This is a genomic window from Capnocytophaga sp. oral taxon 324 str. F0483, assembly GCF_000318315.2.
In the GTDB taxonomy this organism is placed as follows: domain Bacteria; phylum Bacteroidota; class Bacteroidia; order Flavobacteriales; family Flavobacteriaceae; genus Capnocytophaga; species Capnocytophaga ochracea.
On the sequence record NZ_KB291527.1, the window covers coordinates 196,229 to 209,405 of the forward strand.

Annotated in this window: 13 protein-coding genes; 9 read left to right on the top strand and 4 right to left on the bottom strand. The window is 38.9% G+C overall.

Going from position 1 to position 13,177, the window contains the following annotated elements; genetic code table 11:
* The first annotated feature begins 574 nt into the window (after window positions 1-574).
* The 8 genes from HMPREF9072_RS08410 to HMPREF9072_RS08445 all read left to right on the top strand — a co-directional run bounded on the left by HMPREF9072_RS08410 (window position 575) and on the right by HMPREF9072_RS08445 (window position 5,269).
* Window positions 575-1,060, top strand: a complete 486-nt coding sequence (locus tag HMPREF9072_RS08410) for a hypothetical protein (RefSeq protein ID WP_009411305.1) — start codon at window positions 575-577, stop codon at window positions 1,058-1,060.
* 31 nt (window positions 1,061-1,091) lie between these two features.
* On the top strand, window positions 1,092-1,766 hold the full coding sequence (gene cmk, locus HMPREF9072_RS08415) for a (d)CMP kinase (protein WP_009411306.1): 675 nt from the start codon (window positions 1,092-1,094) through the stop codon (window positions 1,764-1,766).
* Between the two features lie 53 nt (window positions 1,767-1,819).
* A complete protein-coding gene (bioB, locus tag HMPREF9072_RS08420; RefSeq protein ID WP_002675483.1) occupies window positions 1,820-2,947 on the top strand; it encodes a biotin synthase BioB in 1,128 nt (375 codons plus the stop codon).
* Window positions 2,948-3,097: 150 nt separating this feature from the next.
* Complete coding sequence (locus HMPREF9072_RS08425; protein WP_002675485.1) at window positions 3,098-3,361, top strand: hypothetical protein; 264 nt, start codon at window positions 3,098-3,100, stop codon at window positions 3,359-3,361.
* The gene (locus tag HMPREF9072_RS08430) at window positions 3,333-3,626 is read left to right on the top strand and encodes a type II toxin-antitoxin system RelE/ParE family toxin (RefSeq protein ID WP_002675487.1); all 294 of its coding nucleotides are present in this window, start codon (window positions 3,333-3,335) and stop codon (window positions 3,624-3,626) included. Before HMPREF9072_RS08425 ends, HMPREF9072_RS08430 begins: the two co-directional genes overlap by 29 nt.
* A gap of 53 nt (window positions 3,627-3,679) precedes the next feature.
* On the top strand, window positions 3,680-3,907 hold the full coding sequence (locus tag HMPREF9072_RS08435) for a DUF3820 family protein (RefSeq protein ID WP_002675489.1): 228 nt from the start codon (window positions 3,680-3,682) through the stop codon (window positions 3,905-3,907).
* Window positions 3,888-4,397: a gamma carbonic anhydrase family protein gene (locus HMPREF9072_RS08440; protein WP_009411307.1), complete on the top strand. Its 510-nt coding sequence runs from the start codon at window positions 3,888-3,890 to the stop codon at window positions 4,395-4,397. Before HMPREF9072_RS08435 ends, HMPREF9072_RS08440 begins: the two co-directional genes overlap by 20 nt.
* A 344-nt stretch (window positions 4,398-4,741) precedes the next feature.
* Window positions 4,742-5,269, top strand: coding sequence for a DUF3575 domain-containing protein (locus HMPREF9072_RS08445; protein WP_009411308.1), 528 nt, complete (start codon window positions 4,742-4,744; stop codon window positions 5,267-5,269).
* A 67-nt stretch (window positions 5,270-5,336) separates the two neighbouring features.
* Here HMPREF9072_RS08445 and HMPREF9072_RS08450 read toward each other — a convergent pair whose 3' ends face one another.
* The 4 genes from HMPREF9072_RS08450 to HMPREF9072_RS08465 all read right to left on the bottom strand — a co-directional run bounded on the left by HMPREF9072_RS08450 (window position 5,337) and on the right by HMPREF9072_RS08465 (window position 10,825).
* The gene (locus tag HMPREF9072_RS08450) at window positions 5,337-6,152 is read right to left on the bottom strand and encodes a 2,3,4,5-tetrahydropyridine-2,6-dicarboxylate N-succinyltransferase (RefSeq protein WP_009411309.1); all 816 of its coding nucleotides are present in this window, start codon (window positions 6,150-6,152) and stop codon (window positions 5,337-5,339) included.
* A gap of 61 nt (window positions 6,153-6,213) precedes the next feature.
* Window positions 6,214-7,515, bottom strand: coding sequence for an acyltransferase family protein (locus HMPREF9072_RS08455; RefSeq protein WP_009411310.1), 1,302 nt, complete (start codon window positions 7,513-7,515; stop codon window positions 6,214-6,216).
* A gap of 22 nt (window positions 7,516-7,537) precedes the next feature.
* Window positions 7,538-8,128 carry an acyltransferase gene (locus tag HMPREF9072_RS12540; RefSeq protein ID WP_009411311.1) on the bottom strand — a complete coding sequence of 197 codons (591 nt, stop codon included), beginning with the start codon at window positions 8,126-8,128 and terminating at the stop codon, window positions 7,538-7,540.
* A gap of 60 nt (window positions 8,129-8,188) precedes the next feature.
* The gene (locus tag HMPREF9072_RS08465; protein ID WP_009411312.1) at window positions 8,189-10,825 is read right to left on the bottom strand and encodes a valine--tRNA ligase; all 2,637 of its coding nucleotides are present in this window, start codon (window positions 10,823-10,825) and stop codon (window positions 8,189-8,191) included.
* A gap of 424 nt (window positions 10,826-11,249) precedes the next feature.
* On the opposite strand from HMPREF9072_RS08465, the gene HMPREF9072_RS08470 reads away from it, so the two are divergent.
* Window positions 11,250-12,881 carry an acyl-CoA--6-aminopenicillanic acid acyl-transferase gene (locus tag HMPREF9072_RS08470; RefSeq protein ID WP_009411313.1) on the top strand — a complete coding sequence of 544 codons (1,632 nt, stop codon included), beginning with the start codon at window positions 11,250-11,252 and terminating at the stop codon, window positions 12,879-12,881.
* The last annotated feature ends 296 nt before the right edge of the window (window positions 12,882-13,177 follow it).

Consider the following 13,177-nt stretch of genomic DNA (forward strand, 5'->3'; position numbering starts at 1 on the left):
TCCTATAAGCTCTCTATAAGCTCTCTATAAGCTAACCCCACCCAAATTACAGCTCATTTTTTACCTTTCATCTGAATCACCTCTTCCGAACTCTTCCGATACCTTCCGAATCCCTCAACCCTCTCCCATTTGCTAATTTCCTAATTCTCCAATTTTTCCACCTGTCCGTCGCTTTTCCGTCACTACATTCCCCCTTTGAAGGGGGCTAGGGGGATGTTTCTACAACAATAACTACTGTCGCTTCTCCATCCTATCGTCTGTGACCTAAGGACTCATACCTCCTCATTTGCTCATTTTCTAATTTACTAATTAATCTGCCCGTACGACTCGCACCCGCCCGTCGTGCTACGACCTTTGGCAAAGTTGAATAAACTTACAATCCCTCCGCTAGCGCGTTCCTTGTAGCTCGTACCCCATTTCCTCATTTCCTCATTTCCTCATTTTCAAATTTTCTTATCTCATTGTTTTTAAGTATTTATCATTAGATAGTTGTATTTTTTTAGGATAAAAACGCATCAGGGCATTGCAGTTTGCTTTTTGTTTTATATCTTTGTAGCGTTAAAAAGAGACAAAAATGAACGATTTTCTTAACACTCAGGAATCCCGAAAGAATAATCGCACTAAAAACATTATTGCAGTAATAGTGGGAGTGGTGTCTTTTGTTGTGGTATTTTTAGCAGCATTCTTTACGACGCGCTATCTCACAAGCTCCTTCTTTTCAAAAGCTAAAAACGATTTAGTTACCGATGAAATGAAGAATCAAGTAGCCGAAATGAACCAGCAGTTACCACAAATAATAGAAGAGGGGGTGCGCTTAGATAGTGTTGCCCTAAAAGGAGAAAAAACTATGGGGTATTATGTAACCCTCTTTAATTTCGATTCCGAAGGAGTAGAGTTCGACGCATCAGCAGCTAAGGAAGCTATTGTACAAAAACTAAAAAGCAATCGCGGAAAGATGCGCTTTTTCATTGATAACAATATAACGCTGTACTATTATTACTACGATAAAAACAAAAAAGTTGTAACCGAAATAGAAATAGCCCCATCACTCTACAAATAACTAACGATTAAAAACTAATAACTAAACACTAATGAATATTATCATTGCCATTGATGGCTATTCCTCAACAGGAAAGAGTACTACTGCCAAAGCCGTAGCCAAAGCGTTGGGCTACGTCTATATCGATACAGGTGCGATGTACCGCGCCGTTACTTATTTAGCCTTAGAAAAAGGTTATGTTTCTACCTCGGGCATCGAAGTAAAACCCCTGATGAAAGCCCTGCGAAAGTCGGAAATAAAGTTCGTGTACAACCCTGAGTTGGGATTTTCTGAAATTTATTTGGACGGTAAGAATATCGAAAACGAAATACGCGGTATTGAAATAGCCAATTGGGTGAGCGAAGTTGCCAAACAACCCGAAGTGCGCACTTACTTAGTAGACCTTCAACGCAAAATGGGTAAAGACAAAGGTATTGTAATGGACGGACGCGATATAGGTACAACGGTATTTCCCAATGCTGAACTTAAAATATTTATGACCGCTAGCGAACAAGTGCGCGCCCAGCGCCGTTATAAAGAGTTACAATCCAAAGGCGATAAAGCATCGTTCGACGAAGTGCTTGCCAATATCCAGCACCGCGACCATATCGATACTACCCGCAAAGAGTCACCTCTCAAAAAAGCTGATGATGCCATAGTTATCGATAATACCAATCTTACTATAGAGGAACAAGTACAAAAAATCTTAGCATTTGTTAATTGTTAATTGTCAATTGTCAATTGTTTTGTATCTTTGCCCCCGAAATAAAGAAAAGAACTATGTGCGAAAATCAACATACGTGTGGCTGTAGTAATGCCGAAACCCGTCATAATTGGACGAAAGAAGAAATAATGGCTATTTACAATAAACCCTTAATGGAGTTGCTCTACGAAGCCGCTACCGTGCACCGTAAATATCACGACCCTAACTCGGTACAAGTCTCTACGCTACTCTCTATTAAAACCGGAGGTTGCTCCGAGGATTGTGCTTACTGTCCGCAATCAGCGCGTTACGAAACCGAAGTAAAGATAGAAAACGCCGATATGATGAGTGTTACTCACGTAAAAGCCCAAGCCCTTCGTGCTAAATCAGCAGGAGCTTCACGTGTGTGTATGGGGGCAGCGTGGCGTAACGTAAAAGATGGTCCCGAATTTGAACAGGTGCTCGAAATGGTGCGCACTATCAATAAGCTGGATATGGAAGTGTGCTGTACACTCGGTATGCTTACCGAAAACCAAGCCAAACGTTTGGCGGAAGCAGGCTTGTATGCTTACAATCACAACCTCGATACGTCAGAAGAATACTACAAAGAAATCATTTCTACCCGTAGTTATGACGACCGCCTCAAAACGATTGACAACGTGCGCAAAACCAATATCACTGTGTGCAGTGGAGGGATTATTGGTATGGGTGAATCACTCGAAGACCGCGCTGGAATGCTCGTAGCGCTTTCTACGCTCAATCCACAACCCGAGTCGGTACCTATCAATGCCTTAGTACCCGTAGAAGGAACGCCTTTGGAAGACTGTGAGCCCGTAGATATCTTCGAGATGGTGCGTATGGTAGCCACCGCGCGTATCGTGATGCCACAATCGCAAGTGCGCCTTTCCGCAGGTCGTACCCAAATGAGCCAAGAAGGACAAGCTCTCTGTTTCTTTGCGGGAGCCAACTCTATCTTCGCAGGCGATAAGCTCCTCACCACTCCTAACCCCGATATCAATGAGGATATGCAAATGCTCGGTGTACTCGGTATGCGTATTCAGAAACCTTTTGAAACGCATCCACAGCCTAAAACGGTAGAAGCAGCCGATTCTCAATATCATTCCTTAGGTGAAAACCCTAAATGGACGCGCCCTAACCATAAAATAGAGCGCAACGAAGGAAAAAGAGTACGAGCTACACACTAATATCACAATTGCTTTGCGAATTTACGCCCTACACTTTGCCAAAGTTTCTTGCCAGTGTGGCTCTTACCTTTGACGAAGTTGAAAAATCGCCTAATTAATTCACAGATTTGTTAATTTACAAAGAAATAGACAACTTTTAATTGTTAAACTATGGATACAACCACATTAAAAATAACTTTTAATCCCACAGAATTATCCATATTTCAACCATTGTTTGATAAGTTTAAACTAAAAACAACAGTTGTAGAAAGAGCAGATGATTTTAGTGAGCTTACTGAAGAAGACCTTAGAAGTTTAGCTCTTTCAGAAGAACAATCAAGATTAGGAATGTTAGTGGATAGTTCTGAAGTACACAGAAGGGCTACAGAACGAAGAAGACAACGTTATGAAAGTAAAGTGGACTCAAGAAGCTGAAAGAAATTATAACGATACACTTGATTATTGGGACGAAAGAAATGGTAGTTTTTCTTATTCCGATAAAATTACTAAGGCTTTGATAGATTTAGAAAAGGAGATTTCAATAGATCCGTATGCATTATCGTATTATAACAAAGACCTAAATATTTATAGGCGAACTATTCTAAAAGGAAAATTTCTTGTTTATTACAAAGTTGATAAAGAAAAAAATATAATAGAAATACGCCATTTTAGAAGTTCTAAACAGAAACCTTTGTTCTAAATTGCCTGATTAATTCAAAAATTTCCTAATCTGCTAATTTTCTAATTTTCTCTATGAACTCTGAAATTCTCAAAGAAATCATCACAACCCCAATGCCTTATGGCAAGTACAAGGGTACTATGATTGCTGATTTGCCTTCCTATTACCTCGAGTGGTTTAGCACCCAAGGATTTCCCAAAGGAAAATTAGGAATGCTATTGGCTACTACTTTCGAGATAAAAACTAATGGTCTACAAGAGATAATCGATAAACTAAAAGAATATGTTAGTCAAGAAAGTTAACGGAAAGCAACCTACCTTTGGGGAAGGTTGCTTTTTTGCTGAAAATGCTACTCTTACCGGTGATGTGCACTTAGGCGACCACTGTACGGTGTGGTATAATGCGGTTATTCGTGGCGATGTAAACACTATTTGCATAGGTGATGACACCAATATCCAAGATGGTGTAGTGATTCACGCTACCTATCAAACACACCCCACAACCATTGGCAATCGCGTGTCTATAGGGCATAATGCTATTGTACACGGCTGTACTATCGAAGATAATGTGCTTATAGGTATGGGAAGCATCGTAATGGACGGATGTGTGGTAGAAAGCCATAGCATTGTAGCTGCTGGAGCCGTAGTACCTCCTAATACTCATATAGAAAAAGGGAGCCTCTATGCTGGCGTTCCTGCTAAAAAACTCAAAAATATTACCGATGAACAGAGGACTCTCATCGAGCGAACTGCTCTAAACTATCCCAAATATGCAAGTTGGATAGAAAAATAGAGAATATGCTACGTGTTGATTATCAGTATTAAATATATGTTATTTAAAATTATTCTACTATTTATTTGGATGTATTCAAAATAATATATACCTTTGCCCCACTATTAGTAAAGGAATATAATAGTAGTAAAGTCTTTATATTTCGTTTGCGATTCCTTGTGAAGTCTGTATTCTTTTTTAGTGTTTTTAATAGTTGTTACCTTTTCTTCACAAGTGAATTAGTTAGTTTTACATATAAAAGTCCAGTGTGCTACACACTGGACTTTTTTTGATTTTACAGTATTATTTTTGTGTATTAGCATAAAAGTAGTATCTTTGCCATTATTTTTAAACTAAGAAAACCGATGAAAAAAATTATTGTAGCTGTAATGCTTATGTTTTTCTCAGCAAAAACATTTGCCCAAAGTGATTTTCCTCAACATCAAGTAAACTTGAATATCTTGAATGTTATATGGTTAGCTTCTGTAGAGTTAGGTTATGAACATTACATAGCTCCTAATCAGTCTATCGAAGGAACTATTTTCTTTAACGACCGCTTTTCTGTATTCCCTAAAAAGAGTGGAGAAAAGTACAGAGCTACTAGTATTCAAATAGGATATAACTATTATTTTGAAGAAGACGGAGGTACAGGGCTCTATGTAAATCCTTTTATCAAACAACGCTTTGGAACATTCTCTGAAGATGGAGTAAAAACGCGTTTGGATAGTTTTATATTAGGTGTAGGGGCAGGTTACCAATGGAATCTCGACGATACCTTTATCATCGCTCCTTTTGCAAATATTGCACGAAACTTTGGTAAACAAGTTAATGAAAATAAGAAGTTCTGGGCTATCGAACCTAACTTTGGTATTAAGATAGGATATAAATTCTAAATCTATTATCTATTAAAAAGGCTACCTTTTGGGTAGCCTTTTCTATTTTATATCCTCATCACTTTTCTTATACAGAAACTCCATATTCTCTTAGGGCATCGTTTAGTGAAGTTTTCTTATCGGTTGAGGCTTTACGCTGCCCGATGATAAGGGCACAAGGCACTTGGTAATCGCCAGCAGGGAAGTGCTTGGTGTAACTACCAGGAATCACTACTGAGCGTTCAGGTACATAACCTTTCAGTTCTTTAGGTTCGCTACCCGTTACATCAATAATTTTAGTAGAGGCTGTAAGCACTACATTAGCACCAAGTACCGCTTCTTTGCCTACGCGTACTCCTTCTACCAAGATACAACGCGATCCGATGAAAACCCCATCTTCTACTATCACAGGGGCTGCTTGCAAGGGTTCTAATACTCCCCCTACACCTACGCCACCACTCAGGTGCACGTGTTTGCCTATCTGGGCACAACTACCCACAGTAGCCCACGTATCTACCATTGTACCTTCATCTACATACGCCCCTATATTCACATAGCTGGGCATCAGTATAGCTCCTTTGGCAATAAAAGCACCACGACGTGCTACAGCAGGTGGTACTACGCGCACTCCTTTCTCATCGTAGTTGTGTTTGAGCGGAATCTTATCGTGAAACTCAAAGATACCCACCTCTACGGGTTTCATATTTTGGATAGGGAAGTAAAGCACAACAGCTTTTTTTACCCATTCGTTTACTTTCCATCCATCGGCAGTAGGCTCTGCCACTCGCAATTTACCTAAATCCAAGAGGTGAATCACCTCTCTAATGGTGTGTTGTACTACTTCCTCACGAAGCAACGAACGGTGTTCCCACGCTTCGTCTATCATTTGTTTTAAGTGTTCCATTTTATTTATAAGAGATTATATTGCGCAAAGATAATACTTATTTTTCTATTACAAAACAGAATTACTTCAAATCTTCTTCACGAATCAATCTTTTCCCATCTTTTATGAACTGCTCAGCTATTTTTTTTGAGCCATATATATTCCAATGATCTGTATCCACCATTATATAATCCCCATCAATCTTTAAATTATCAGGAATATAGGTAGACAAATCGATAGATCTCACCTCCGGATATTCTTTAAGAATATCTTCTTTAACTTTATGCCAACATTCTAAACTTTTCAAGTAAAGAGAATTTTCTTTATATGACTTAGTGAGTCCTATGTTAATATTGGTTCTTTTCCTTAGTTTTTCAAGCCTCAAAACATTAATTCCAACATTTAATGAACTATTTATTACATAAACTTTCTTCCCTTTTCCTAATAATTGCTTAATTGTATATTTAAATCTATTTATGAAATCCTGATAGTCAGTAAAAAACCACCTAATTCTCCCAAAATAAAAGTAATCAAATACAATCACATTATAATTTACATATTCTTTTGCAAAGTGTGCACTTACTTTTCCACAATGGTTATCGCTATATGTTTGAGAGGGATTTAGAAAGCCTATTTCAGAACAACTATCTGAAGACATTAAGGTTGCAGCCCATTTCTCTTTAGCTCCTATCATATTAATAAAAGGAGCTAAATGCCCAGCATGGCTATCTCCTACAACTAATACTAGGGGAGGAGTATTCTTATCTCCTAACATACAAAATTCCCCTATTTCCTTATTATGACATTCTAAAGGATAGCTTAGTTCAACTTTATTTTTAATTTCTGAATTGTTTTTAATTGCTATTTTCATTTGACTCCTTATCAAAATAACAATAATTGCTGGCAATAAATAAAAGAAAATAAAACTTTTTTTGAAAGAATACTTCTTGTACCTAAAAAGTTGTTCTACAAAATAGTAAGATAATATAGAAAGTAAAAAGGTTAATATCACAATAAGTAGTTCATAAGAAATTGAAATTTCCCCTGCTCCAAAAAAATACCTAAAAATTGCTAATACAACCCAATGCCATAAATATAAAGAGTAAGATAGTTTACCTATCCATACAATAGGTTTCAATGAAAAAAAATATTTTGCCCATTGTCCTTTTTCATTGGCTAAAATTAGAAATGCAACTGAAAAACAAGGTAGTAAGGCTAATATACCTGGAAAATAAGGAGGTATAAAAAAGTCTTTTAAATAGAAACAAACAAGAAGTATTGATAGAGAAAAAATTCCTAAAATATTGGACTGTATTTTTGATAATGAATTTCCTTTTTCTAATAAGAGTACTGAAAGAATAGAACCTACTAATAATTCTATCATTCTTAGATGAGGAAGATAATAACTATCTAAAGAAAGACCTATTTTTTGAAGATTTACAAATGAAAGGAGTAACAAAATCCCCCCCCCCTACAAATAATGTGCCAATTTTATATTTTTTAAGAAGGTTATTTTTAAAAATAAACAATAATATAAGAGGAAAAATAAAATAAAACTGTTCTTCTATTGATAATGACCATATATGAGCAAAAGGAAGCTCTTCTTTTCCTATATCAAAATATCCTCCTTCTATTCTTGAAAAATAAATATTTGAAAGAAACAATACAGCACTCAAAGCACTATTACCTACACTATGATAATCACTTATTAAAAACAACCACCATACTACAAGTAACCCTACTATCAATACTACAAAGAATACAGGTAAAATACGTTTGATACGCCTATTATAGAAATTTGCAAAAGAAAAAGTTCCTTCTGCCATTTCACGATAAATGATAGAGGTTATTAAAAAGCCTGAAATTACAAAAAATATATCAACCCCTAAAAAGCCACTTGGCATATAATTAGGATTGATATGAAATAGTATAACAGAAATTACTGCTAAAGCACGAAGTCCATCAATATCAGGACGATAAGAAAGTTTTTTTAGCATATTAAAAAAGACTTTGCCAAAGTTAAACTTTAGCAAAGTGTATAAGATAAATTGTTATTATTATTTTGATAAAGTGTCTATCGCTTTTTCAAGAGTTTCAATTTTCGCTAACGTATCAGCTTCTTTTTTGCGCTCGTTATCTACTACTTGGGTAGGTGCTGAATTTACAAACTTCTCATTAGAAAGTTTCTTGCGTACCGATGCTAAAAAGCCTTGTGTATAGGTGAGTTCCTCTTGTAGTTTTTTGAGTTCCTCTTCTACATTCACCGCGCCTTCCATTGGGATAAAGTATTCATTAGCTTTTACGCGGAAAGACATTGCGCCTTCTATGGCTGTACTTACTTCGGTAATAGCCTCAAGTCCGCCCATTTTGCTAAGTACCACATCAAAACGGTTGCTCATTTGCTCTTTGTTTAATACTGAAAGGCTAAGCGGTGTTTTGAAAGGTATATTCTTCTCTTTGCGCACCGTGCGGATACCTGCTATCACTTCGGCAGCAAAATCGAATTCTGCCAATAGTTTTTCTTCGTACGGTTGTACGGTAGGGTAGGTAGCCACAATAAGCGCTTGTTCAGGGGTACGAGGAGCTAAACTTTGCCATATTTCTTCGGTGAGGAATGGCATAAAAGGGTGGAGAAGTTTTAGTAAATTCTCAAAAGCGGCTACCACGCCCTCGTAAGTTGCTTTGTCCATCGGTCTGCCGTATTCGGGTTTTACCATTTCCAAAAGCCACGCACAGAAATCATCCCAAGTGAGTTTATAAATTGCCATTAGGGCATCGGAGATGCGATATTTCTCAAAATGGTCTTCTACTTCGGTGAGTACTGCGTTGAATTTCGCTTCAAACCATTGCAAAGCGAGTTGAGCAGCTGCTGGTTGTGCTACCGAGCTATCTACTTGCCATCCTTTTACCAATTGGAAGGCATTCCACAATTTGTTACCAAAGCCTTTTCCTTGCTGACAAAGGGCTTCGTCAAACAACAAGTCATTACCTGCTGCCGATGAGAGCAAGAGCCCTACGCGCACGCCATCAGCACCGTAATCGGCGATGAGTTTAAGCGCATCGGGTGAGTTGCCTAAGGATTTAGACATCTTGCGGCGTTGCTTGTCGCGTACCAATCCGGTAAGATACACATTGCTAAACGGACGCTCACCTTTGTACTCATAACCTGCTACTATCATTCGGGTTACCCAGAAGAAAAGGATATCAGGTGCCGTTACTAAATCGTTGGTAGGGTAATAATACTCAATTTCAGGGTTGTTAGGCTCTAAAATACCGTTGAACACACTCATTGGCCATAACCAAGACGAGAACCAAGTATCGAGAGTATCCTCATCTTGTCGCAAATCGGTTTCAGTAAGCTGTGCATTGCCACTCTTTTCTTTAGCCAACACAAGCGCTTCTGCCTTAGTTTCGGCTACTACAAATTGGTCTTTACCCTCGCCGTAGTAGTAAGCAGGAATTTGTTGTCCCCACCACAATTGGCGTGAGATATTCCAATCGCGTACGTTCTCTACCCAATGGCGATAAGTATTCTCGAACTTTTTAGGGTATAGTTTGATACTTTCGTCTTCCAATACCGCCTTGATAGCAGGCTGGATAAGGGTATCCATTTTTAGGAACCACTGGTCGGAAAGGCGAGGTTCTATCACGGCTTTGGTACGTTCGGATGTCCCCACTTTGTTAGTATAAGTCTCTTTTTTGGTGAGTAAGTCTTTTTCTTCTAATTCGGCTACTATCTCTTTGCGCACTACAAAGCGGTCTTTGCCAGCATAGTGCAAGCCGTAGCTATTGAGGGTTGCATCATCATTGAAAATATCAATGACTTCTAACTGATGTTTGTCGCCCAAAACCTTGTCGTTAGGGTCGTGTGCAGGGGTTACTTTCAGGCAACCTGTACCAAACTCTACATCTACGTACTCATCTTCGATAATCGGAATCACGCGGTTGCAGATAGGTACAATCGCTTTTTTGCCTTTCAGGTGTTGCCAACGCTCATCGTTAGGGTTGATACAGATAGCCGTATCGCCAAAAATAGTTTCAGGGCGCGTTGTAGCAATGATAAGGTACTCATTGGTTCCTTCGATTTGATATTTCAAATGATATAAAAATCCTTGGCGCTCTTCGTAAATCACCTCCTCGTCAGAAAGGGTGGTTTTAGCTTCTGGATCCCAGTTCACCATACGATGTCCGCGGTATATCTGTCCTTTGTTGTACAAATCCACAAACACTTTGATAACCGAAGCCGAAAGCTCCTCGTCCATAGTGAATTTAGTGCGCTCCCAATCGCAAGAGCAACCCAATTTTTTGAGTTGTTCGAGAATCACCCCACCGTATTGGTGTGTCCATTCCCACGCGTGTACAAGGAACTCCTCACGAGTAAGGTCAGATTTTTTAATGCCTTGTTCTTTGAGTTTTGCCACCACTTTGGCTTCTGTTGCAATCGAAGCGTGGTCAGTACCTGGCACCCAGCAAGCGTTGAAGCCTTTGAGGCGGGCACGGCGGATAAGCACATCCTGAATGGTATTGTTGAGCATATGCCCCATATGGAGCACCCCTGTAACGTTAGGGGGCGGAATCACGATGGTATAGGGTGTACGCTCATCGGGGGTTGAGTGAAAATAATTATGGGCAAGCCAATAGGCATACCATTTTTCTTCTAAATCAGTAGGGTTGTATTTTTTGGTTTCTGTCATATGTGCTAATTTGCCAATTTCTATTCTGACTGCAAAAGTAGTAAAAAAATACCAATTACCAATTTTTAAACTACTTTTGCTCTGTATTACTTTCTTTTTACCTCTGTCTTACTTTGGGTTATTTAACTGTTTTTAACAATTCACTTTTAGCTTTTAATCATTAATAATCAACTCTTTGTATACCCTTTCTATAACAATCGTCCAACATTCGTATAAGCTTCCTATAAGCTTTCTATAAGCTAAGTATACTCTCCTGCTCCCTTCGACTATCTCCGATATTCTCCGAATCCGTACGAATTTTTACTGTATGCTCAGAAAACTACAATTTTTGCATTTCTGGTATTATTGGCATTATTGGCATTTTGGGTATTAAAAAATTATCCCTATTTTTGCACCTTAATCAGCAGTTCGAAGAGTCGGCAAAATGAAAAAACTCTTACTTCTTACTTTTTACCTCCTGCTCACCTCTTGCGGTATTTTCTACAAGAAAATCATTCCGCCTGAGGTAACCTATTCATACCAGAAACCTCAAATTACTGCACTAAATGATACGTTGCGGTATTTTCAGGATAACTATATTGCAAAAAATCAACAAGGCTTGTGGGAGCTCTACCTTTCAGGAAATCCGTATCAGTTAGGGCTCAATTCGGGCGCACTTACTGAGCCTTTGTACCACCGTCAAGACAGTCTGCTCTTTGTCAAACTCAATCAGTTTGTGCCTTCACAGCGCAAGCAGCGTTTTTTGCGCAAGTTCGTCAAGTGGTTCAATCGAGATATTAATAATTGTGTGATACCCCCTTTCCGGCAAGAACTCTGGGGACAAGCGCAGTACTCCGATACGATTTTTAACTACATAGCCCCTGCTTATCAGCGTACCCTTTACCTGCATTCGGCTCACGATTTAGGACACGCTTTGCAAGACTTGATGCTCGTAGGCTGTTCTTCGTTAGCGGTTTGGGGCGATAAAACCGAAGATGGTCAACTCCTCATAGGGCGCAATTTCGATTTTTATCTCTCCGATGACTTTGCTACTGAAAAGGTAGTGCGATTTGTGCGCCCTGAGGAAGGCATTCCTTTTATGAGTTACGCTTGGGGCGGAATGATAGGTGTGCTCTCGGGTATGAATCTCGAAGGTCTTACGGTTACTATCAATGCGGGAAAGTCATCTATTCCGCTGAAAGCTCGTACGCCTATTTCGCTCCTCTGCCGTGAAATCTTGCAGTACGCCAAAAATATCGATGAGGCGATTGCCATTGCTAAAAAGCGAAAGGTATTCGTGTCCGAAGCTATAATGGTGGGGAGTGCTACCGACGGCAAAGCAGTAATCATCGAGGTATCACCCAAAAAGTTTGGGGTGTACGAAGCTTCTAATGCAGTGCTTTGCACCAATCATTTCCAAAGTGAAGTGTATAAGAAAGATAAGAAGAATCTCAAACAGATACGCACTTCGCATTCAGCGTATAGATATGCCAAAATGCAGGAGTTCCTAACAGAAGAACCTAAGCTGAACCCCTCTAAAATAGCTACACTCCTCCGCAGTACCGAAGGCTTACACGCCGATTTCATAGGCTATGGCAATGAGAAAGCGCTCAACCAGCTATTGGCACATCACGCAGTAATTTTTAAACCTCAAGAACGCTTGGTATGGGTATCGACAGCTCCTTATCAGTTGGGCACTTTTGTAGCCTATGATTTAAAGCAGATATTTGCTACCAAAGCTTACCCGTCGCATAGCCCTTATCCTCAAACTTCCTTAAATATTCCGCCCGACCCTTTTATGTACACCCAAGCGTTTAAGGATTACGAAACGTATAGGGTATTAGAGCAACAGATAGAAACACATTTGCGCGAACATACCCCTATTGTAATAGACGAAGTAAAGCCCATAACAAGTCTCAACCCGCATTATTGGAAAGCCTATTACTTATTAGGGCGAGCTTATCAAACACAAGGTAACAAAGAAACCGCACACCAGCTCTTCCAAAAAGCCCTCCAATGCGAAATACCGTATAGTGAAGAACGAGAGAAGATTCAAAAGTTAGTCAATAAAAATTAGTAACTCGTATTAAACTTGCTTTTGCAGAAATCCAAAAAGAATTATCTTACTAATTAGCATTAGTTTGATATATATAACACTGATTTACGGTTGTATTTACGTTATAATTAGTAAAATCTAAGCAACTCGTTGCTAAAATCCGTGCACTTTTGTTCTATAATATTGAACTCAATCGGGGTCTAAATCCGTGCAATCCGTGTAATCTGTGCGAGATTTTAAAGTAGCGAAGCAACTTATTTGTTTGATTTTTTTTAATATTTGTAAGATTTCTGTAGCGTAAGCTACACTTTTCTTAC